Origin of the sequence: Paenibacillus sp. SORGH_AS_0306, from assembly GCF_030819345.1 — a bacterium.
Taxonomy (GTDB): Bacteria; Bacillota; Bacilli; order Paenibacillales; family Paenibacillaceae; genus Saccharibacillus; species Saccharibacillus kyungheensis.
Genome location: NZ_JAUTBP010000001.1, coordinates 3034539 through 3057790, shown reverse-complemented (window position 1 = coordinate 3057790; position 23252 = coordinate 3034539). Strand labels below are relative to the sequence as shown.

Genomic DNA, 23252 nt, shown 5'->3' with positions numbered 1-23252 from the left:
TTTCCCTCAGAAAGAGGGATTCACCTCCGTATAATTATAATTTGGCGAACCATACATATAAAATAGGTAAAGATTATGCTCGATAAAGTCGTACTTGTTTGATCTGTAAATGATCTTTCTCCGTTACTGTCCATACATAATCATCTTGTTCTAATACTTCACCGACTTGCACATCGGTTCCTTTGTAATGTTGAATCCAACCACCGATCGTATCAATCTCTTCATCATTTTCAAAAGTCATACCGAACTGCTTCTCAAGTTCATCTAATAAAGTACGTCCATTGATTAAATACGTAGTATCGTCGATAGGTTGAATATCAGCCACTTCATCAGCATCAAATTCATCTCGAATCTCGCCAACTAGCTCTTCCAATACATCTTCCATTGTAATGACACCTGAAGTACCGCCATATTCATCAATCACAAGCGCCATATGCACACGTTCTTTTTGCATGCGAATCATAGCATCTTGAATAGGGGTTGCTTCTTGTACCGAAGGAAGAGTACGCACAAATTGTTGTAATTGATGTTCTCGACCAGCAACAATATGAGGCAACATTTTTTTGACATTGACTACACCAAGAATCAAGTCTTTATCACCCGCTTGAGTAACCGGATAGCGAGTATAATAATTTTCATCCAGCGTAGCAATAATCTGTTGTTCGGTCATATTCAGATCAAGAGTCACCAGTGCCGTACGTGGCACCATAATATCGCGTGTTACTCGTTCGTCAAATGAAAACACATTTTCCATATAATCCAGCTTGGTCTGATTGATCTCGCCACCCTGAAAACTTTGAGTCATAATAATCTTCAATTCACTTTCAGAATAAATGTCTTCATGACCTGCTGGCTTTACGCCAAAAGAGCGTAGCAACACGCGTGAAGTACCATTCAAAGCCCAGATAAACGGGTTCATAATTTTACCGAACCAGTATAAATAAGGAGCAAGCATTAACGTCAATTTTTCCGAAAATTGAATCGCCAACGTTTTGGGAGCCATTTCTCCGATAACGACGTGCAAAAAGGTGACTAAAGCAAAAGCAATCGCATACGAAGCTATCGAAGCTGTAGCTGCTGAAACATTCAATAGATCAAATACAGGATACATTAATCGTTCTACAGCAGGTTTACCGATAGCTCCAAGTCCAAGTGCTGTTACTGTAATTCCTAACTGACACGCAGAAAGGTAATAGTCTAGATCGCTTGCTACTTTTTTAGCCAAATGAGCTTTTTTGTTACCCTCTGCAATCAATTGATCGATCCGGGACATCCGAATCTTTACAACAGCAAATTCAGAAGCAACAAAAAACGCAGTTAACACAATTAAAACAGCAAGTATGAGTAAATTAATGATCGTAATAATGTCCAATTATTTCCCTTAAAAAAGGGATTCACCTCCAGAAGTGTAAAAAGCCTTGTTCATTTTTTGTGTGATACATCCGTATAGAAAAGGTAGCCTACAAAGAACTTTGATTACAGTATGATATGTTGTTAATTGAGCAACTTGATCCATTTGCAATATCGCCTTCCCAATTGGACTACCCCCTCTCTTATAGTATTTCTATGATTATATCATGTTCTTACCCCAAGCATACAGTAGTAGGTGATGGTTCTTAGTTTGTCCACATTTCTAGAAATAATTACAAAAAGACCTCTTTTCGTAAAAAGAGGTCTTTCACTACATTATATATAGAAGGTATATACACCTATATTAAGCAATCCAAAAAAGAAAGATATAAAAGTATTTATTAAGATTGGTTAGGAGAAACCATGATTTTGACTTGATTTTTTTCTTTTAACAATGCTTCAAATCCTTGTTCTACAATATCATTCAAAGCAATACGTTTGGTGACTAATTTCTCGGATGAGAAGTATCCTTGACTCATAAGGCTGATAACCGCAGGGAATACATCACGATATCCAATAATGCCTGTAATATTACGTTCTTGCATAACGATCTGATTAGGATGAATAGGTGCTTCTTTTTCAAAAATACTAACGATCATAATCTGTCCGCTAAGCTTGGTAGATTGAATCGCTTGGGTTAAGACTACAGGCACACCTGTTACTTCATAAGCCACATCTGCACCGCCATTAGTAAGACGATGAATCTCTTGAACTACATCGACTTCAGCGGGATTAAGTCCGATAGCACCTAATGACTCGGCAGTGCTTCGACGTTCTTCTGATAATTCAACAGCATAGATTTCTGCCGCTCCTGATGCTTTGAGCGCTTCAATCACAAGTAGACCGATTGGACCTGCACCGAATACAACAGCACGATCGCCGACTTTTAATTGACTTTGACGAACAGCATACAAAGCAACCGCAGAAGGTTCAACAAGTGCCCCTTGCTCATATGATACGCTATCTGGAATTTTGTGCACCATATGTTCATCAGCAGCTACATATTCAGAGAAGCCACCGCCACCACCGGCAAGCCCTAAAAATCCCATATGTTCACAAAGGTTATATTTACCTTGCTTACAAGCTGTACATTTTCCACATGCAAAAATAGGCTCTACCACTACGCGGTCGCCAGCTTGAACTTTGGTAACACCTTCGCCGACTTCAACTACCTGTCCGGAAAATTCATGCCCCATCACTACAGGCGCTTGTTCATTTGTTAACGGATGATTTGTACCTTGCGAAATAAAGATAGGCCCTGCCGCATATTCATGTAGATCACTACCGCAGATACCGCACCATTCTATTTTAATTTTTACTTTACCTGTTGTTACTTGTGGTTCTTCAATTGTTTCTACTCTTAAATCTTTAACACCATGCCATCTTAATGCTTGCATTCCTGTCATCTCCCTAGTCTAAAATGTATCATTTCAAAGTTAAGTATAAAATAATTTAGGAAACGTTTCCGAAAAATATGATGTCACATTATTGACATAAAGTCAAATGATTTTACTAAAAAAAGTGATCATCATCATTGAAACAATATGATCTTTTTACATTGACGTGTCATCGCTATCAAACATATAGAAACAATAATAGTAAAAATGATGAATCCAGATGGTCTCCCAAAGCTTGATCAAGCTTGTATAGCATTGCCCATGATATAATGGATGTAAATCATGAAATATTTCACAGTATTATGGAAACGATTCCGATTAGGAAGGACTATTAATATATGCGTTCAAAAAAAGTAACGATTGAAGATGTAGCCAAGCAAGCAGGGGTAGGTATTGCTACCGTATCTCGAGCTTTGAATAATAGTACAGGAATTAGCCAGGCCACCAGAGCACGAATACTACAAATTATTGATGAAATGGGCTTTACACCAAATACATCTGCTCAAAGTCTCAAAATCCGTCAGACCCGTCAGATTGCTCTTGCTGTTCCTGATATTCGCAATGCTATTATTCCTGATATTGCTTGGGCAGTAGAGCAAGCCGCCAAGCAACATGGATATCGAGTTGTACAGATTAATACACTGGGTAACGCAAGATTGGAGTTGGAAACGTTACGTGAAATCAAAAAACTTCATGTAGATGGATTAGTGATGATGCCACTTGCTTATCCCAAGTCACTTGAAAGTATGATCAATCAAGCTGGCATTCCTATCTCGGTTATAAATTATAGTAAAACGCTAAGCCCTGATCTTAAAGCTGATATTGTTGGTCTTGCCAGACAAGAAGGTAAGCTCGTTATGGAACATCTTATTCAGATTGGACGTACCCGTATTGCTTATGCGGGAGCACCGAAAGATAAAATTGAAGAGCGTTATCTAGCATATGAACAATCGGTTAGACAGGTAGACGCTTCACTGGTGTATTTTGGTGAAGATTTTACATTTGAGACCGGACGACAAGCGGCTAATTACTTTTACCATTTGAAGCATATGCCTGATGCAATCTATGCAGTGAACGATATGGTCGCGATTGGAATTGTGAATCGTTTCAAAGAGTTAGGGGTTCGTGTGCCGCAAGATATCGCTGTAGTAGGGATTGATAACAATTTGTGGACAACGATCACAACGCCGCAAATTAGTTCGGTATCCATCATGGGGAATGAAGTAGGCAGATTAGCAGCAGAATTACTACTCAAACGCATTCAGTCACCGAATATCTCGGCATATGAACGTGTAGAATTTGAGCCTAGATTAATCGTACGAGAATCCAGTGTAGCCTCTCATCAGTATTCGCATATTGATATACAAGACGACAAATAATTGCTTTTTATTTAGTTACTTGACGAAACTTTATATTTTAAATATACTAACTTACATAAAGTAAATAAAATGAGTTTTGAAGATCATTGGATCAAAACTATTTTATTTCACTGAATGTCATGTTATTTATACGGATTATTGATTATGATGAATAGGCAAGTTAATAACAAAGCAGATTACGATTCTAAATTTGATGGAGGTTACACTTATGAAAATTCTAGTTACTGGAGCTACAGGTCAATTGGGTTCACTTGTTGTTGAGCAATTATTACAATCGGTTCCTGCTAGTGATATCGTGGCAAGTGTACGTGATCCGAAAAAAGCAGAGCATTTGAGCGCCAAAGGTGTAGAAGTTAGAGAAGGTGATTTTGCCCGTCCTGAAACGTTAGCTTCCGCTTTTGCAGGTGTTGATAAATTGCTTATGATCTCTACATCTCCGGGAAATCGTGTTGCTGAACATCAAGCTGCTATCGATGCCGCCAAAGCCGCAGGCGTTAGCTTTATCGCTTATACCAGTGCACCGAATGCACAGGAAAGTACATTCTTTTTAACCGAAGATCATCGTCAAACTGAGGATGCTTTGGTCGCTTCAGGAATCACATATGCTATTCTACGTAACAACTGGTATTTGGAAAATGAAATGGGTACGATTCAAGCTGCATTACAAGGTGCTCCTTGGTTAACATCTGCTGGAAATGGTAAAGTAGGCTGGGCGATTCGTCGTGATTATGCAGAAGCAGCAGCAAATGTGTTAACTCATGAAGGTCATAATAATAAAGTCTATGAATTATCAGGCCCATTATTGACACAAGAAGAACTAGCAGCCATTTTGGCGGAAGTGAGTGGGAAAGATATTTCTGTTCAACAAGTAGATGATGCTACGTATGAACAAGTCATGAAAGAAGCAGGCGTACCTGCTGATGCGCTTCCTTTTGTAGTTGGTATCCAAACAGCGATCCGCGAAGGTTCACTCGCTGTAGAAAGTCAAGATTTCGAAAAAGTATTAGGTCATCCGAATACACCACTTCAAGAAGGATTCCGCGAGATTTTAAATCAAGGATAATATAACCACCATATAGATACACCCATAAGTCTGCTTGTACAGTGAACGATGCTGTAGAGGTAGGCTTATTTTTTTATAGCATATGATACAATACACAAAAAAGTAAATTGAGCTTCAATTCAAATAGTCATAACAGCAAGCTTATATGAATGATCGTGAGGGAAGTTAGAATGTCAGTTGAAAATCAGTGGATTGTACAATGGAAATCGACTCAATCGTTAACACATCAATGGATGTCTGTAGGAGCATTCCATTCTTTTATATATCCAGCATTGATTCTTATTATAGATGGACAAGCGATCTGGAAAATAAACGGTGAACGTATTCAAGTATCATTTGGTCAATTGATTGCAGTAGAAGCATATTCGCTGATTGAAGTGTTAGAAGGCGGTCAACTTGATCTGTCCGGTTGGTGCATTGAATTTAATACATATGTGCTGACCGAAAATACGTCAACATGGAGCCCTCATCTATGGTCTGTTCCAGCAGAAGGAACCTATCAGAAAGTGCAATTAACAGGTGGGGTTGTTGCGAATATCAGTCAACATTTGAGTAAAGAAAGTTCAGATCTACAATATGAATTATCGGTAAAATATCCATCTGTTATCTATGAATTGCTCAACTATATATATCAAGCTCAACATCATATAACTGATGATCAGCAAACGCTAACGCAAGGTATTATCCGTTCTGCTGAATATATGCATACTCATTATGATCAAGTGATTACCCGTAAGCAGTTAGCAGAAATTGCCGGAGTAAGCCCTTGGTATTACTCGCGTAAATTTAGTGAACGATATGGGAAGCCACCGCTTGATTATCTAGCTTCGTTCCGTATGTATCGTGCGCAAGAACAATTGATCTTTACCCAGACCAATTCGCAAGACATTGCCAAACAGTCTGGTTTTGAAGATACGCATTATTTTAGCCGGCGATTCAAGCAGGTTGTCGGTGTGTCGCCAAGTCTGTATGCAGGAAGTCTATCGTCTCGTAAAATAGTATGCCTTTCTGCAACCTGCGCTGATATTATGATCAATCTCGGTATTATCCCTTATGCAGTGATGGTAACGCCGCTTCTATTAGCACCTCATCAATTGCAACAATTTGAAGCACATGGTATAAAGATCGTAGAGATGGCACAGTATGAACAAAATATTGGGCAGATTCAGCAATTAACTCCAGAATTGCTGATCGGTAATGTATGGTCTGAAGAAGTGAGACAACAGTTACGCGCGATAGCCCCTTTTATTACGAACTTGAGTATTGATGTGCTAACGTTACTGCAACAATTGTCTTCTATATTTCACAAGCAAGCAGAAGCAGAGCAGATTCAATTTCATTTAGAACAAGAGATCCAGATCGCCAGACAAAAGCTTCAACCGATCATTGATACGCAAGCAACGATTATGGTTTTGCGAATAGAGCCTTACGGTTATCGTTATCTAGGTGTAGATGCTGTTGGTGTAGCTAAGTTACTATATAGCCAATTGGCATTGAGTGCACCCGAAGTATTACAAGAAGGCAAGTCATGGTTCAATCCTTGTACATTAGAGCTGTTATTGTCAGCCAATCCTGATTATCTCTTTATAGAGAAAAGGATGATAGAGCAGTTCAGTACCGATGAGAGTATGCAAAAATTGCTAGAAAGTGATACGTGGCAACAGTTAAAGGCTGTTCAACAACATCAAGTGTTCGATATGGATACTCGTCTCTGGGTAGAAGGACGAGGGATCACAGGATATAAGATGATGTTAAATGAAATTGTGACTAATTTGACAGGTGAGTTATAAAAGAGTGCACAATAATTCAAATCAATACGCACGATTCCCCATGTAAGGAAGAGTTGTTGTCTGATACTATATGATAATAATAATCATTATCATATAAGGAGAGATACAGATATGTCGCGTCGGTTGTTAAGTTGGGGAATGATAGTCATGATATGCAGCTTGTTGTTATCCGCTTGTGCTAGCGGTTCGAATACAGAAGCTAATACAGCAAAAGCCACTGAGCAAGATACAGCTACCAAAGTAGTCAAAGATTATTTCGGGGAAGTTACGATTCCACAGCATCCCAAAAATGTACTGGTGCTTAGTTCGATCTATGCAGAGTATTTGATTGAAATGGGTGTTCCGCCACAGATGGTTATTTTTGTACCTGAGGTAGAGCCGGATTATCGTGCACCTTATTTTGAGAAGAATGGCGTGCAAATGATTCAAGCAGAGCAATATCAATACAACTATGAGCAATTATTATCATTATCTCCTGATCTAATCGTAGGCATAGGTGTTGGTATGGAGCCGGGTACGTACGAAGAATTATCTAAAATTGCACCAACTGTAGCGATTAATGCAGATAGTGAAATGAAAACAGCCATGCCTGATCTAGCAGCTATTTTCGATAAAACAGAAGTGTCTCAACAGGTATTAGCCACATTCGATGCTAAAGCCAAACAAGCTAGAGAACAAATTCAACAAGCGATTGGTGATAAAACCGTATTGATCTTGCGTGTTGAATCCGAACGTTATCGTGTAATGGGACCCAAAAGCTGCGAACAGTAGTGCATTCTTTTATCAAACGCTAGGTCTACATAGCCCTGAAGCGATCAAAGACTCGACCGATTGGTTTTCTCCAATATCACTCGAAGCTTTACCTGATATGAATCCTGATTATATTTTTGTCGAAGATCGGATTTTGAAAGATCACGATAATACCGAATCGATGAAAAGGTTAAAAGAAAACAAAGTATGGGCAAGTCTAACTGCTGTCAAAAACGATCATGTTTTCCCGTTGAAAACAAGTGATTTTGTCCATGGAGTAGGCCCTGTTGGTTCAGTATTGTTAATGAATAATGTTGTCGAAAAGTTGGTGAAATAAGATGAATACTCAACCGCTCGATATTTACGATATTACGATTATTGGTGGCGGCCCGGCGGGAATGTATGCTGCTTTTTACAGTGGCATGCGGGCGATGCGTACGAAGATTATTGAAGCTAAGCATGAACTCGGTGGATTTATGCGTACGTATCCTGAAAAGTTGGTCTGGGATGTAGGCGGAATTGAGCCTACCCGTTGTGAGCAGATTATACAATCTTTGGAGAAACAAGCTCAAACATTTGAACCTACAATTGTCTTTGGTCAGGAAATTGCTCATCTGGAACGTCTTGAAGATGGTGTGTTAATGCTGACATCTAGAACCGGTGAACGTCATTATACACGCACGATTGTATTATGTATCGGTAGAGGAATGACTCAGATCCAGAAGCTAGATATTCAAGGCGCGAATCAGTATGAGCTTACTAATCTACACTATACAGTAACCGATCTTTCTCGCTTTGCCGGTAAACGGGTATTGATTTCTGGTGGTGGAGACTCGGCAGTAGATTGGGCAAATGAATTGGCTGGATTAGCGAAGGAGGTGACTGTTGTTCATCGACGGGATGAATTTGGAGGGCATGAACACCCTGTTGCTCAGATGAAATCTTTTGCCAATGTACACACCCCTTATCGCATTGCTCATCTACATGGTGCACAAGATAAGATCGAATATGTTGAAATTGCACATATGCATACGGACGAACTACAACACATTGAAGTAGATGAAGTTATCGTCAATCATGGATACGATCGTAATTTCGGTAATCTGATGGAATGGGGCCTAGAACGGGAAGATTACGGAGTATCTGTAGACGCACGTATGCGTACAAATATTCAAGGCGTATTTGGTGCAGGAGATTGTATCACATATGGAAGCAAAGTTAGGCTGATCGCCGGAGCATTTAATGATGCTGTACTTGCGGTCAATGCAGCCAAATTGTATCTGGAACCGGATGCTTCTCATATGGCAGGCGTGTCTTCTCATAACGCGCGTTTTTATGAGAAAAATAAAAGTATTCATTCATAAGTTAGCGTAGCAAGTATAGCATGATGATTGATTAAGAAATGAGTATACCTAATAACGATACATCCAAAATATCATACAAGTAAGAATTAATTATATAGAAGTTATGATAGAACGAAAAAAAGAGTGAACCATTCTGTATGTATTACAGATTAGTTCACTCTTTTTTATAAAAGTATAAAACAAATGAAAATTATTTTTTAGTCAATTTGATGGTCTCTTTGCTGTTACTTCCAAAATTAAATACATCATCGACTTCTAAAGCATATTTAGATATTTTTTGACCTTTTGGCATATCGAATACGATATATCCATCTACTTGTACACCGGGATTAATATTATCTAAAAAGAATTTGTTTTTAGAATCCATATACATCACAGCTGTAGAATCAGGATCATATGTTGTACCATCACTAGAAACTAATTTAAACATATTTGTAGTTACCATACGTGCTTGCTTATCATCATTACGAACAGAGACAGGGATGACCCAGTATTCTCCATTAGCTTCTTGTTGTAAAAACTCATTACCTACGCTACTTTTTACTTCTGGCGTATGTATAGCCGTTGCAAAATGACCTACACTAACGGTATCTCCAATAAAGTATTCTTTCGTTTTCTCTGTAGTAGAATCAGTATTGGATTTGGATGTTGCAGAAGCTGACTTGGTATTACTTGTTGTATCTTCTTTATCATCATTCATACTACCTGCTGCTAAAACACTAAAAATTAGACATGCGAGTAGTGTATACGTTATCTTTTTCATTTGTAATTTGTTTCCCCTTTTGTTTTGAAATCATATAAAGTAAAACGGCTGCCAACCCATATGCGATAACATCATTAAAATCAAAAGTTCCTTGAATAAGGTGAGGGATCTGAAGAACTTCACTACCAATTCCAATACAAGGAATACCGAATATGATGCTATGAGTGACTATTTTTCTAGAATGTTGCCAGATCTGATATATGGTATAAGCAAAAGCATATGCCCATAATCCATCAGGTAAAGAGTATTTCACAAACGCTGGAAGAGATAATGTGATTCTTTCTCTAATAAGTGCAATAAAAGAACCTAAACCCACATGATCAATCCATTTAAATACTAATAAAGTATCTTGTCGGAACATGATATAGATAAAGCTCCCAATAACGATAGGCATTACCACATGTAATCCGAATTTTCTTATAGTAATTTTCGCACCTCCCTTCCACATTTTACAATAAGAAGGTAGTATATTGTCAATTAATTTATTACTTTAGGCGCATGTTTATTTTACTAATAAAGGTGAAAATAACTTTTTTAAATTAGAAAAATTTAATAATTTAATTCTTTAGTATTTATTATTTTAAATTTAATGAATCTTAGTGCCTACATAGTTGTGAAAATCGTCTATTTATTAATTCATAAGAAGGTTATCCTACTTTACAGAAAAAAGAATTTAAATTACAAAGTATATTTGAATACAAATAACCTCGCTAATGGAGTAGCGAGGTCGTTTACTTATTTCGTTATATTAATTCGTTTATGATTTCAAAAAGCCTTTAGTCATCTCGTACATCTGGTGGGTGTATTTATCGATATCATCACGTGACATTCGTAGACGATCTACCGAAGAACCGTAACCAATTTCTTGTTTGCCTGCGGCTAATCCTTCAAATATACCATCTGCAAAAGCATCTAACGGCTCGCCTTGAGTATGTTGTCCGGCTCCACCTAAATCTGTATTTACAGCAGGAGGTGCAATTTCTATCACTTCAATTGATGTATCTTCTAACTGGTATCGAAGACTCATCGTAAATGAATGGAGTGCTGCTTTGGTTGCTGAATAGATAGGAGCAATCACAAATGGTGTAAAAGCCAATCCCGAAGTAACATTAACAATAGAAGCATTTTGTTGAGTCGCAAAATAAGAAGCAAACAACATCGAAAGGTGAATAGGTGCTTCAATATTGATCGTGATTTCTTTGCTAAAATCGCTCCAATGGTTCTTAGCATCTGCTGTTAATACATTTAAGCGTTGCTGAATACCTGCATTATTAACAAGCACATTTACTTCCGGATAGTGAGTGGTGACCCAATCCAATAGTTGAATCCGTTCGGCTTCATTTTCCACATCGCATACACGTGTAATTAATGTTGGATATTGTTGCTCTGCTTGTTGCAGAACCTCTTCACGTCGTCCACAGATAATCACTTTATTACCTGCTTTCAAAAAACGCTCTGCAAAAGCAAGTCCAATTCCTGCACTTCCACCGGTGATCAATATCGTATTCCCTGTAAGCTGCATAATGATTCTCCTTTAGTTCATTGATTTGGTTAAGATTAGAGATCAAATAAATAGATAGAAAAGTGTCTTATCTCTTATTTGTACAAAAAAGAGCATGTTGAACTGATAAAAGGGCTGATATACTAAATAAAGAAATACATAACAAGGAGAATATATGCACAACATCAATCATTTACAGCTACAAAGTACACAACGATACGATGAGTTCGATCCTCAGCAAGAGGGAAATAAAAATGTGACTTTTATTGATTTTGTAATCGATGGCCAATCTCTTTATACTATGCTAAAAAAATATGATAGGATTCCCGCATTAGGATGGGGAGGTGAAGAGTATCAAAAGCAAATCTTAGATTATTATGCTTTGAAGGAGCAAAAACATGTCAAACTCTATATCGTTACCACCAGCGTTGAATGATAGTATTGAATCTATAGGTATGTCTAACGGGTTAACATCTGTTTTTATTGAAGTTTTATCGATTAGTGGTTCTCTATTAGCTCAAACCAATCGTGAAAAAGAACTGATCATCTGGATAGCGCAAAGAGATCAATCTGTTGTGGGTATGGGAACAGTGAGTTTTGATATTGATGAAATGCCATGGACGATTGAACATTTTTCGATAGAAAAAAGCTTTATATTGAAAGTGATTTTAAAAGCAATAGATGGACTAGGTTGGGAAAAATTAAGCTATCAACCTCAACCAGAATTTATTATAAGTTGCTTACAACAGTTTTATTCAATGATTGAAGTATTTAATGAAGAACATGTTAATATCAAAAATTATTTAGAGTGGGCAGAGATTGAAGAAGGTGATGATCGACCAACGATTCCAATAGGATATCCAAAGTGTGAAAAGCACGATATTTATATAACATGTCATGGATGTGTACTATGCAATAGTGAAAGCTGAAGAATAGGAGAATCATGATGAAATTTATGATCATATTTGGCCCACAAGCGGTAGGGAAGATGACAGTTGGTCAGAGTGTTGCAGCTAAAACGAATTTCAAATTATTTCACAATCATATGTCGATTGATCTAGTGTCAACTTTTTTCGATTATGGCACATCTGCGGGCAAGCGATTGGTACATTTGATTAGGCAAGAGATATTTGAAGAAGTATCCAAAAGTAATTTAGAAGGACTGATTTTTACATATGTATGGGCATTCGATCTACAAAGTGATTGGGACTATATCGAACAAGTTACAAGTCTTTTTCGCTCTAGAGGAGCAGATATCTATTTCGTAGAGCTTGAAGCCGATCTCGAAGAACGCAAACTAAGAAACAAAACCGAGCATAGATTATTACACAAACCTACAAAGCGAGATATACAATGGTCAGAAAATGAACTCATTGAAACGAGTCAAACGTATCGACTCAACTCATTACCCGGTGAGATACAACAGCAACATTATGTACGAATCAATAACAGTAATCTATCCGCAGATACGGTGGCACAACTGATTATAGAAACATTTGAATTGTAACAAAGTGATATAAGCGCTATGGATATCATTAATTTTCCAATATAAAATCAATATCTGGAAAAAGGAGGAGATATCATGGATCGCGTGATAGTGATCGGTTGTTCAGGTTCGGGAAAGTCAACTCTTTCGCAAAAGCTACATAAAATATTACAATTACCTATTATTCATCTAGACCGTTATTACTGGAAAGCGAACTGGCAAGCAACAGAGCAGGGAGCATGGGATCAGAAAGTCACAGAATTTGCGCTGACAGATCGATGGATTATAGATGGAAATTACTCTAGAACATTAGATATACGGATTGAGCGAGCTGATGTTATTGTCTTTTTGGATATGCCTAGATGGTTATGTATGTATCGAATTGTGAAGCGAAGAATACAGTATCATGGCAAAACAAGACCTGATCTTAATAAAGATTGCCCCGAAAAGCTTGATATCGGTTTTTTGAAATGGGTATGGGATTATAGGAAAAGAAATCGAGTTAAAACACTAGAAAAATTGAAGCAAGTGAAACAACATCAAAAAGTTGTGATTATACGTAATAAGAAGCAATTAGAAGAGTTGGTAGAGCAATTATCAAGTTATTAAAAACGAAGGTAAATTGAAAACAATGCTAGACGGTAACTTGTCAATAAATTCAAATTACTGCTATACTTTTCATATACTATTGAATTGGGGGTCATACCGTGGCAATGTTGGTAGCAGTGCTAGATTGCTCGTTCACTACAAAGGCCTTACGCAAAGCCTAAACGGGGCGCATATCTTTGTGTAGGGCGCGATAAATGTAATGATATCGCCCGGTTTTTAACGTATGTGGGTATACGTAGGCTTTGCACCTTATGAATGATTTAATAAATATAAGGGGCTGAAAGCAATGCAAACACCATTTATTCAGAATGATCAATTAAATTTTATTAAAAAACAGGCAGACTTTCTGTTGAAAACTATGCGTAGCGTTGGCGATCGTAAAGTGTTAGAAACAGTCAGAGAAACTACTGTTATGAACGTTATACAAGCTTTTGAACATTTGACTCCAGAACAAAAAAGTCTGTTAGAACAGTTGTCTACTTATGAAGCAACTCATGATTTGGAAAATTATCTGGATGAACTGGATGCTTATGTGATTCCATTTCCAGAAGTATCGTTGAAGCAGATTCAGAAGCTATTTCCCAAAGCCAAAAAGCTGAAAACACCTAATCTAGAAATGATCGATTATACACATACTACGTATTTAAGATGGACAGATATTGCTACAAACCGTCTGTATATCGTATATCCGTATCAAGATCAGATGGTGGGGATTGAAGGACAGATGACTTCGATGAACAAAAAAGGATTCTGTATGTTTTGTAATCGACATCGTGAGCTGGGATTTTTCAATGTGAAAATCAAAGCAAGTGGATCACCAGATAATATTGCTTCTGTAGGTCAGTATATTTGTGTAGATCATGAAGAATGTAATCATAATATTGCTGATACTACAGCATTGGAGAAGTTTATTGCTTCAGTGGGGAAATAATACAAAAAGGTCGCTCTATGAGCGATCTTTTTTTGTGATGTGCTGTGAATCTCAGTTAGAAATAAATAACCTTTATTTCTTTATTTTTTATATCCATTTATTTCTAAATATGATATATTTCAAATGGAATAAATTAACTAAATAGGTTAATTATATTCAAATAAAACAAGGAGGATGATCAGCAATATAGAAGCAGATAGATGCACAGTAAGTCAATAATAATAACGAGAGGAAGATATGATGAAAATTTCTAATCATTTTTTTAAAAATCTTTTAGTTATTCCGTTAACATTAAGTCTTGCATCTGTAGGGGCTTTGGCGGGTCAATCGTCTACTGTTTTTGCAGAAACGCCTTCTAGTAGTGCCCAAGCAGCACCGATTATTATACCAGAACCACCACAACCAGGAGATCCTGTACCTGATCTGGATTATTATATTATTTATACATTCGTAGCTAGTTCTACACCACGTATTTTGGATAATATCAATGCGGAAGGAATAACAGATGTACAATTCACTATTTTTCCTTTCGAAGGTCAAAACAAAGAAGTCGTTATTTTTAGTCTAGAAGCTCAGACAGACAAAGGATGGGAACCTGTATTTGTAACACCATTCCAACCCTATTCCAAAGTCCAGAAAAAACATTTGAAATTACCTAAAAACGATTATAAAAATTTTCGCATTATTGTGAATAGCACAAATAACCATTTTTCAGTTATGGGATATAAGCAGTGGACTAGATGATTAGAAGATCAATCAGGAAGTTGACTTTCTATCATCAATAGAAAAGAAAAGATAGCGATATAGTTATACGATGTATATGTTGCATACAAAAGAATTGATCTTCAATGATCAGTTCTTTTTTGTACTTATCTTGTAGAATGAATATCAAGCTATATATGATTGTATTACAGTTTATTATGATTTTATTGCATCCAAACAATTTAGAAAATGAAAGAAAGGATAGGTTATGACGATTATAAGTATTGAAGGCGCAAGTGCCGTAGGAAAAACGGCTACTTCGACTGCACTTGCTAGAGCAAACCAAGCTTTTCACATTCCCGAAGTTGCGACTTGGTGGGAAAAGCCAGAACGAGCATATCCTGAATGGTTTTTTGAGCGACAATTGGATCGATGGAATATTGCGCTGGAGAAGGAATTACATACACAAGTTATTATTGATATCGATCTGTTTCAACCATTCTGGTATAACTGGTCTTTTGATTTTACTTTATTTGATGGGCAAAGTTTGGACTTTGTAGAGCATTTTTATCGTCCTTTGATAGAGCAACAGAAGTTAGGGTTTCCAGATACCTATTTTGTTCTTTATACCGATGAAGCTAATCTCAGACAACGCAAAGCAGGTGATTCTACTCGGTTAAGAAGAGGGTTTGAATTAAATGTGCAATTTATTGAACCGCACAAACGATATTTTGAAGCATTGAATGACTTTTGTCCGGGGTTGGTACATTTTATCGAATCGGTTGATATTGAGAGCAATGTAGAAAAGATTAGAAATGAATTGCCACATTGTACTCATAAACATAGATACTCAATAGAACTTTTTGACTTTATGATCAACTGGTTAAGTACACATCAGGCAAATGAAGGAGAACAATATGAAAAAGATATGTACAGATTTTAATAACCCTAATCCTAATAGAATAAGAATCCCTGCTTTTGATATGAACTATTTTGAACTTATCGATGGAGAAAAAATCATTTTATATGCTGAGGATATTCAGGTAGAAGCGAAAATTATGTATGATCAAGAGCAATCTTCGTGGTGCGGTGAATTAACTAGTGAGTATATGGATGTTTCAAAAGATATTGAAGAAGCCAGAGACGATGGATTTATAAATGGGAAAGCATTTGGAATATGGACTGAAAGGAAAAATATAATAAGAAAAATGATAGAATTAAAATTAGATCCCCAAATAATCGAAAAAATAACCGGAATACCTCAAGAAAAATTCTAAACTTTGATTATATACAACATTATTCTCCTATAAGAGATTGGACAGAAAGCAAAGTTCTGTATCTTTTATAGGAGATAACCTGTACATGAAGAAGGCTAAACATCAGGTCAATACAATTATAATATCCATTTTATGTGTGCAGAGAAGTTTATAAATTAAATACTTATATTGTTGTCTGTACAAGTCTGATATCAGGTAGTTGTTGGTCAGTACGGGCTACATGACCGATACGGGAAGCAAGTTTGCGAATAGGACCCATACTAGCGATTCGTACAAGGGTCTGCATTGTGCCAACTCCAAGTTTGGTTTTAGGATAAAATAGATCAGGAGCTCCAGGAGGCAAATGCTGGGCTTTATCTACAATAGGGCGCATCCATTGTTCATACTTGTTTAGACAAATAGCTATTCCGTCTGCTTCATTGGATTCAGGTTGTGATAGGAATGCCGCAAGAACATATCCGCCGATCAATGCGAGTGATGATCCGCCACCACCGATAGGAGTCACACACCAAGCCGCATCACCGGTAACACATACTCTGCCTTCTGACCATGTGGACATCATAATTTGCGTAAGGTAATCAAAGTAAACATCTTTCGATGTAGCAAATCCATCAATCACACGCTGATCTTCCCAGCCCGCTCCTGCAAAAATAGTACGCAATTCTGTACGAGCCTGTTCTGAAGGGATAGATGCAAGATTACGATCACGATCTTTAAATGCGAGCATCGCACGTATCGTTCCTTGATTATCAGGACGAAGTGAAATTTGGCGACTACCTGTAGCCGTATACCAACGCCACCATCGATCATCTCCAGTTTGTCGCTCAATCGTACCATATGCGATATTCAGACCCAGTTCACGTCTGGATACACGATCTCCAAACACTTTATCCCGTGTTCTAGAGCGCACACCTTCTGCGATAATAAGCAAATCGTATATTTCAGTTTTGCCAGAATGCAGGTCGATCTCAACATGTTCTTTGTGATTTACAATATTTTCGATCCAGTCACCATAACGAACCTGAACTTGCTCTGGTAACGTATCTAAAATAATACGTGCCAAGTCTCCACGCAGAATTTCCAGTTCAGCCGTCAGTCCATCCGAATCGTCTACCGGAAATGCACCAACGATTTGCCCTTTTTCATTCACAAATGCAGTTCCTTCTTCTGTTGTCGTCTGGTTGCGAACTTGATCTTCCAAGCCCATCATTTGAAGAACTTCACGCGCAATTCCACGCACATCGACATTTTGTCCACCATCACGAAAAGCACTTGCGCGTTCGATAACCGTAACTTCCCAACCTGCTTTGCTCAACCAGAATGCCGTACTAAGCCCGGCAATACTTGCACCTGAAATCAGCGCTTTTTGAACCGTCATGATGTTGCTCCTCTCGACGTGTAGATCCGCCATTATGAATACGTTAGCATAATTAAAGTCAATCATAAAAAAACCACAACTCACCCTTAGTGAAAAGTGGAGAGATGCAGTTAGATGTTCCTTACCCGCTGTGATTAGAAATTGAAACTGTAGAGCAGATATTTCGGTTGTTTTGTTATCAAATGATTAGCAAATATTCTTGAATTTATTGAAGTATACCGTTCTCTTATCAATTAAACAAATGGTTGTATAATGTAATAAAGTATCGATAGACATCAAAAATACTGAATTAAAGATAGGAGTAAATCTATTTATGGATCAACAGATTGTAACTTGCTGTAGTGTAGGTGTATATGAGCATGCGCTTAAAAGAGGCAATCAATATATCGTAAACAACGAGCGTGACGATAAGTATAGAATATCTGGTAACCATGGCAGATTAGTTTGGATATCTAAAGCACACTTTATTGATGGGAATATCACATTACCGTATTTGAAAGAATGGAAGTCAGAAGATGATCTAATGGACTATGATTTGATGGAGGTTGATCTTATTTTTTCAGATGGAAGTAAGCGATGGTGTCTAATCACAACTCCTTCTAAACTGATACATTATTTTGAAGAGCAATCGCATCTTTCAGGTTTTAATATTAGGCACTTGCTTATATTGAAAGAAATAAATCATGAAGTTATTGAACAAACATTACGATATTTAGAAGCTCAAGATCGATTAACAGAAGCCAGTGTAGCTTTAGGATAATAGTATACATAAGGAGATACGTTTAGAAATGCAAGTCAAGTATGAATCTTAATTTTGCTGTTTTGGGATACAAGCAGTGGAGTAACTGAATAAACTCTTAGCTTCGTATCTATACTTAACTGCAGCGATAACAATAATAATAGAAAAGTAAATATATAAAGGATTGGTCGCGGTATAGGATCAATCCTTTTTGCTATTTCATGAGACTTTTTGTGTTTTTGATGACTTGTTCAATATTAGGCTCCTAAGAAATGGATACAAAACAAAGCGAAAGTCTGTCTTTTATACAGAGTATTGAACAATTTCTTTCCAAAGGAGCTAACAATGTTAACAAGACGCAAACTTATTCTCACTACAACACTGCTATATACGCTCTTCATTCTTTATTTTATGTTTTTTGCTTTTGGTAGAGGTGATTCTGAAGTTGACAGTTACACGTTTATCTTTGTACCCGATAATTTTTTAAAATTGCCCAATCCGTTAGAATTTTTACACCCAACGATAATGGATATTGTGAGTCTAGGAAATACGGCGGCTTTTATTCCTTTTGGCATTTTAATTCCACTGTTGTATCCTATGAAATTTATTCGATTCATTATCTTGTTTATGTTGTCTATCCTTGTGCTTGAAACTATACAGGCTTTAACCTTACGTGGAAGCTTTGACATAGGTGATGTGTTGAAAAATTCATCCGGCGCAGTGATCGGGTTCGTAGCTTATACCGTTGGCATTCGTGTGAAAGGTACTTGGCGAAGTGCCATCTCTATGGGAATTTGTATTATTTTACTATTATTCGTCTCATGGGGAATCGGTGCTGGAATCGATAAAGCTGTTGCTAAAAATCCGGGATCGTTTGTTGCTTTAAACGAGTGGGAAAATAGCAGTGGAGTCACATCGAAAAAATCTGCATTGCTTCCTTTCAAAATAGAGGGTCAAAAAATCACTCCTCAATTTAATGTATATGATGCAAACAATAAGAAATCCGAAACGTATACTTACAAGTTTGGTGGCAAAGATTTTTATTTTTATTTAAATTATGGAATTCCAGACCAAAAAGATTTGAAAGGAAGTGTAAGTGTTTTTGTGGACGGGCGACAAATCTTTTTATCCAATTTCGAAAAAGATGATCCATTGCGTACGCCACAAGTATTTGATTGGTATTTCGAACAAGCGAACGAGATTATCATTACGATAGAAGGAAACGAAAAGGTCTGGGATGTGAGATATCGAGAGATGAAGCATTTCTGGGAATGAGTTTATATAGAATAGAAATGAGCGAGTTCCAGCCTTCATTTAGAAGCAGAATCGCTCCTTTTTTATTTTTTTAAAGCGATATTTCTTCGCTTGTTTCTTGTTTATTCTGATTGCTAAATAATGATAAAATAATAAGGTGAATGGTATATGGATTAATTTATTTTAGAGTACAGATAACATATTATAAGAACAATTATAGAACTTCATATAATATTATTTTAAAGTAAGAATGAGTGAATGCATTGATAAGAGTGGAAACAAATACAGAAGTTATGAATTATAAATTTAGATACAAGAGATCTTATAAAAATTTAAAAAAATTAAATAATGAAACCAAACAGAAAGGAAGATAACAATAGAGACTTTAATAAATCTTAGAAAAATTGAACTTGATGATTATGAGACAATTTTAGCATGGAGTAGGGATGAACTATTCTGCTCATCAAATGGGTGGGAACAGAACAAGAATAAAAACGAGGTGTATCTATGGTGGAAAACTTATGTTAATAAGCCTTTAGACAATTTTGTACGTAAAGGAATTGTATATAAGCATGAACTTATTGGCTATGCAGATTTGGCTTACATAAAAGATCGGACAGCAGAGTTAGGAATTGCAATAGGTGCAAGGCATTATTGGGGAAAAGGTATAGGGTTTGAAGCAAGTAGAAAAATGATGGAATATGGATTGAAAGAGTTTGGAATAAACGTATATTATGCAGAAACAAATGAGCACAATGTTGCATCTAGAAGAATGTTGGAAAAGCTAGGTTATAAAGAAATAGGAAGAGAAGGAAGCGGAATTTATAGAAGTAAGGAAGGACAACTGATACAGTATGAATATAAAATAGCAAACAACAAAAATATATAGCTTAGAATTAGCCAATCATGCCTTCTACATTGTTTATTTTTTGAATCACTGTAAAACAAAAACAGCCCGTATCCTTAACGAACTGTTGCTATATTTATACATTTTTATTCCTCATCAGTCGCAATCGCATGCTCCTCATAACTAATCCAGTCACTCCAACTTCCACTGTACAACTTCACATTCTTATACCCAGCTTCTTTGAGCGCTAGTACATTCGGACAAGCCGACACGCCAGAACCGCAATACACAATAATCGGCTGTTCTTTATCCAATTCTGCAAAATGCTTCTTCAGCTTTTCCGTCGATTTCAAACTGCCAGAGGAAATTGCTAGAATCTGAAATATATTTGGCTTTGTTATCCATAGACTCTTTAAATCCGAGGCAGCAGTCGATCAGGACCATTAAAGAAGCCATTTATGTTAAATAATTATGCAATGAAAACTTCGTGAAATAAAAATATACTTTGTATTGAATTTATTGTCTAAATATTTCAATAGATGATAAAATTAGGAGTGATATATAAATTTAATTGAAGATATTTTGAAGTTGAGAGGAGCTACTTATGGAAAAAGTGAAATTTTTTTCGTCAAATGATCTATCTTCTGGATTGAACTTGCAAAAAAGTGCAGTTGTTTTAAATGAGTACAATAAAGTAACAAAAGAAATTAATAATATTAATGATGTTATTGAAATTTATAACATAAAGCAATTTTTTGATAATGGTTTATATATTGTAACATGGACACCAGAAGATATAGAAAAATTCAAAAAAATCATTTCTACTATTTTTAGTTTGGTAGCTAAGTATATACAATCTATAAACGATCAAAATATAGATCACATATATCAAGAAGTTGTTTTTTATTATAAATTAGATTTTTGGAAACTTATGGATAAATTTAAAGCATATAAAAATATTTCAGGAAATATAGTCGAAAGCCTTCTTGTGGATTCTAAAATTAGATTGATTGAATTATTAAAATATAAAAACATTACTGAATATTATGGAATTGAACTAAAAAAATATATGCTTAGCGACAATTCGACTGCAGAGATTCTTCTAGATAAGTATGAGATAAAGCATTTTAGAAAAGAGGAAGAAATATACCTTCCTAAAGAATTAAGTAGTCAAGATAAACAAAATATAATTTCAAAGTATATTGATAGTGATGAACCTAATTTAAACTATTTGAGACTTATAAAAAATGTTCAAAGTAATAAAGATAAGCTTGAAATCTCACCAGAAATTTTGTTAAAAGCTAAAAGAAAAGCAGGAGAACAGGAAAATCGTTTATTTGAGAACAGTTCAGGCATGGAAATAGAGACTGCCGTAATATTTTCTAAACATGAGGAAATAGAAGTATCAGTAAGTAATGAAGGATTCAAGACTGAAGCAACGTATAGTTCCAAATGGATTGAGGATAATTTAGATCAAGCTACTTTACTAAATAACTTTATATATATGTTTGAATTTGTTGATAGCCAAATGCGTTGTGCTTTTGTAAATAAAGCAAGTGAAATGGGAGTATTTGAGCGTTTTTTATCTACAACTTCTCAGACTGGGTATGTCAAAGGTTTTGCATTTGAACATAAAAATATTTTTGCATTACTACAAATGAATGGTTATTACAATCAACTTTTTAGTAATGGTATAAGATTGGAGGAAGTCATCGAGTGGTTTTTTGTTGATTATCTTTCTGCGGAATTTGATGCTTTTGGATTTAGGGTTTTTATGCCCTCAACTAACTCAACATTTCTTGAAAAATGTACTGCTGTGATGCCAGCATTAGAATCAATACTTAAGCAATTTACTTTATATGTTGAAACAAAACAAATTGATTTTGAGCTTCTTGAAATTCGCTCAGAACATTTGATTTATAAAAATATTCCTTCTTTAATCGAAAAGAAATATGCATATGGCATTGGAAACGAATTTGAACAAGTAACATTTTTGCTGTTTTCAGATCAAAGTGGTCTAGGATATATTGACGATACTAGAGAGACTTATAATAATTTTTTTGAATTATTGAGAAATGAGCAATTAAAAATAAGTGATTTTCCTGATTTCAATATACCTAATATTCAGTGGATGATTGACCGAGACTATTTAACAGTTGAGAATGATGGAGTGCTTGTCTTTTCTAACATACTTCTTATCAAAGTACTGCATGATTTATATAAAAATGAAGTTATAGCTTATTGGAGTTTTCCATTTGCAGGAAAAGCAGTAATAGATCAATTAAAAATCAGACAACTTATAGAATTTGAGAGCACACTGTTCTCAAGACCAGAATATCATTATATTAATTATTTGCTTAATAGATCTCAGTTTAGCAATGGTCTAGATTTAAGAAATAAGTATAGTCATATGCAACCTAATGCTATGAATGAAGATAAGACTCATGCTCATAATTATTTTATCTTTTTAAATTTATTTATCTTAGCAGTAATAAAAATTAATGATGAATTTTGCAATAAAGTAATTTCGGAAAATTAAAAATCATAATATCTATTCATGTATTGCAATATAAAATAAAAGATAATTTTCTCAATGTTATAATATTTTATCT

At 35.9% G+C, this 23252-nt stretch carries 25 protein-coding genes; 18 read left to right on the top strand and 7 right to left on the bottom strand.

Features of this window, described 5'->3' with window-relative positions:
- Positions 1 to 73 precede the first annotated feature (73 nt).
- Complete coding sequence (locus tag QE450_RS13220) at positions 74 to 1372, bottom strand: hemolysin family protein (RefSeq protein ID WP_273613206.1); 1299 nt, start codon at positions 1370 to 1372, stop codon at positions 74 to 76.
- A 379-nt stretch (positions 1373 to 1751) separates the two neighbouring features.
- Positions 1752 to 2807 carry a 2,3-butanediol dehydrogenase gene (locus tag QE450_RS13215; RefSeq protein ID WP_307299682.1) on the bottom strand — a complete coding sequence of 352 codons (1056 nt, stop codon included), beginning with the start codon at positions 2805 to 2807 and terminating at the stop codon, positions 1752 to 1754.
- 338 nt (positions 2808 to 3145) lie between these two features.
- Between QE450_RS13215 and QE450_RS13210 the strand changes: the two genes are divergently transcribed.
- The 6 genes from QE450_RS13210 (at position 3146) to QE450_RS13185 (ending at position 9153) form a co-directional block, all read left to right on the top strand.
- Positions 3146 to 4186 (top strand): LacI family DNA-binding transcriptional regulator, encoded by a 1041-nt coding sequence (locus tag QE450_RS13210; RefSeq protein WP_307299681.1) that lies wholly within the window; start codon positions 3146 to 3148, stop codon positions 4184 to 4186.
- 208 nt (positions 4187 to 4394) lie between these two features.
- Positions 4395 to 5249: an SDR family oxidoreductase gene (locus tag QE450_RS13205; protein WP_307299679.1), complete on the top strand. Its 855-nt coding sequence runs from the start codon at positions 4395 to 4397 to the stop codon at positions 5247 to 5249.
- Between the two features lie 170 nt (positions 5250 to 5419).
- Positions 5420 to 7039, top strand: coding sequence for a helix-turn-helix domain-containing protein (locus QE450_RS13200; RefSeq protein ID WP_307299678.1), 1620 nt, complete (start codon positions 5420 to 5422; stop codon positions 7037 to 7039).
- A 111-nt stretch (positions 7040 to 7150) separates the two neighbouring features.
- Positions 7151 to 7810: an ABC transporter substrate-binding protein gene (locus QE450_RS13195; protein WP_307299676.1), complete on the top strand. Its 660-nt coding sequence runs from the start codon at positions 7151 to 7153 to the stop codon at positions 7808 to 7810.
- Positions 7811 to 7907: 97 nt separating this feature from the next.
- Positions 7908 to 8126 carry an ABC transporter substrate-binding protein gene (locus QE450_RS13190; protein ID WP_307299674.1) on the top strand — a complete coding sequence of 73 codons (219 nt, stop codon included), beginning with the start codon at positions 7908 to 7910 and terminating at the stop codon, positions 8124 to 8126.
- 1 nt (position 8127) lies between these two features.
- Positions 8128 to 9153, top strand: coding sequence for an NAD(P)/FAD-dependent oxidoreductase (locus QE450_RS13185; RefSeq protein WP_274172166.1), 1026 nt, complete (start codon positions 8128 to 8130; stop codon positions 9151 to 9153).
- Between the two features lie 190 nt (positions 9154 to 9343).
- Here the strand turns inward: QE450_RS13185 and QE450_RS13180 are convergent, their stop codons facing one another.
- The 3 genes from QE450_RS13180 to QE450_RS13170 form a co-directional block, all read right to left on the bottom strand.
- The gene (locus tag QE450_RS13180; protein WP_307299673.1) at positions 9344 to 9916 is read right to left on the bottom strand and encodes a DUF4352 domain-containing protein; all 573 of its coding nucleotides are present in this window, start codon (positions 9914 to 9916) and stop codon (positions 9344 to 9346) included.
- Entirely contained in the window at positions 9873 to 10277 is a 405-nt protein-coding gene (locus QE450_RS13175; protein ID WP_307299672.1) for a hypothetical protein, read from the bottom strand. Before QE450_RS13175 ends, QE450_RS13180 begins: the two co-directional genes overlap by 44 nt.
- A 396-nt stretch (positions 10278 to 10673) precedes the next feature.
- Positions 10674 to 11438 carry an SDR family oxidoreductase gene (locus QE450_RS13170; protein WP_307299671.1) on the bottom strand — a complete coding sequence of 255 codons (765 nt, stop codon included), beginning with the start codon at positions 11436 to 11438 and terminating at the stop codon, positions 10674 to 10676.
- A gap of 154 nt (positions 11439 to 11592) precedes the next feature.
- Between QE450_RS13170 and QE450_RS13165 the strand changes: the two genes are divergently transcribed.
- The 8 genes from QE450_RS13165 to QE450_RS13130 all read left to right on the top strand — a co-directional run bounded on the left by QE450_RS13165 (position 11593) and on the right by QE450_RS13130 (position 16422).
- On the top strand, positions 11593 to 11853 hold the full coding sequence (locus tag QE450_RS13165) for a hypothetical protein (protein ID WP_307299670.1): 261 nt from the start codon (positions 11593 to 11595) through the stop codon (positions 11851 to 11853).
- On the top strand, positions 11816 to 12346 hold the full coding sequence (locus tag QE450_RS13160) for a hypothetical protein (RefSeq protein WP_307299668.1): 531 nt from the start codon (positions 11816 to 11818) through the stop codon (positions 12344 to 12346). The genes QE450_RS13165 and QE450_RS13160 overlap by 38 nt, the downstream gene beginning before the upstream one ends.
- A 17-nt stretch (positions 12347 to 12363) precedes the next feature.
- Entirely contained in the window at positions 12364 to 12924 is a 561-nt protein-coding gene (locus QE450_RS13155) for an AAA family ATPase (RefSeq protein WP_307299666.1), read from the top strand.
- Positions 12925 to 12999: 75 nt separating this feature from the next.
- Positions 13000 to 13512, top strand: a complete 513-nt coding sequence (locus QE450_RS13150) for a DNA topology modulation protein (RefSeq protein WP_307299663.1) — start codon at positions 13000 to 13002, stop codon at positions 13510 to 13512.
- Between the two features lie 286 nt (positions 13513 to 13798).
- Complete coding sequence (locus QE450_RS13145; protein ID WP_307299662.1) at positions 13799 to 14443, top strand: FusB/FusC family EF-G-binding protein; 645 nt, start codon at positions 13799 to 13801, stop codon at positions 14441 to 14443.
- Positions 14444 to 14683: 240 nt separating this feature from the next.
- Positions 14684 to 15187 carry a hypothetical protein gene (locus QE450_RS13140; RefSeq protein ID WP_307299661.1) on the top strand — a complete coding sequence of 168 codons (504 nt, stop codon included), beginning with the start codon at positions 14684 to 14686 and terminating at the stop codon, positions 15185 to 15187.
- Between the two features lie 226 nt (positions 15188 to 15413).
- Positions 15414 to 16088, top strand: a complete 675-nt coding sequence (locus QE450_RS13135) for a hypothetical protein (protein ID WP_307299659.1) — start codon at positions 15414 to 15416, stop codon at positions 16086 to 16088.
- On the top strand, positions 16063 to 16422 hold the full coding sequence (locus tag QE450_RS13130) for a hypothetical protein (RefSeq protein ID WP_307299658.1): 360 nt from the start codon (positions 16063 to 16065) through the stop codon (positions 16420 to 16422). The genes QE450_RS13135 and QE450_RS13130 overlap by 26 nt, the downstream gene beginning before the upstream one ends.
- Before the next feature lie 163 nt (positions 16423 to 16585).
- Here the strand turns inward: QE450_RS13130 and QE450_RS13125 are convergent, their stop codons facing one another.
- On the bottom strand, positions 16586 to 17800 hold the full coding sequence (locus QE450_RS13125; RefSeq protein WP_307299656.1) for an FAD-dependent monooxygenase: 1215 nt from the start codon (positions 17798 to 17800) through the stop codon (positions 16586 to 16588).
- A gap of 313 nt (positions 17801 to 18113) precedes the next feature.
- On the opposite strand from QE450_RS13125, the gene QE450_RS13120 reads away from it, so the two are divergent.
- From QE450_RS13120 to QE450_RS13110, 3 genes are all read left to right on the top strand, one after another.
- Entirely contained in the window at positions 18114 to 18560 is a 447-nt protein-coding gene (locus QE450_RS13120) for a hypothetical protein (protein ID WP_301262829.1), read from the top strand.
- A 324-nt stretch (positions 18561 to 18884) separates the two neighbouring features.
- Positions 18885 to 19814, top strand: coding sequence for a VanZ family protein (locus QE450_RS13115; protein ID WP_307299653.1), 930 nt, complete (start codon positions 18885 to 18887; stop codon positions 19812 to 19814).
- Between the two features lie 349 nt (positions 19815 to 20163).
- Positions 20164 to 20682 (top strand): GNAT family N-acetyltransferase, encoded by a 519-nt coding sequence (locus QE450_RS13110; RefSeq protein ID WP_307302699.1) that lies wholly within the window; start codon positions 20164 to 20166, stop codon positions 20680 to 20682.
- Positions 20683 to 20786: 104 nt separating this feature from the next.
- Here QE450_RS13110 and QE450_RS23570 read toward each other — a convergent pair whose 3' ends face one another.
- Positions 20787 to 20954, bottom strand: a complete 168-nt coding sequence (locus QE450_RS23570; protein WP_373461980.1) for a sulfurtransferase — start codon at positions 20952 to 20954, stop codon at positions 20787 to 20789.
- Positions 20955 to 21244: 290 nt separating this feature from the next.
- Between QE450_RS23570 and QE450_RS13100 the strand changes: the two genes are divergently transcribed.
- Complete coding sequence (locus tag QE450_RS13100) at positions 21245 to 23179, top strand: hypothetical protein (RefSeq protein ID WP_307299652.1); 1935 nt, start codon at positions 21245 to 21247, stop codon at positions 23177 to 23179.
- Positions 23180 to 23252 lie beyond the last annotated feature (73 nt).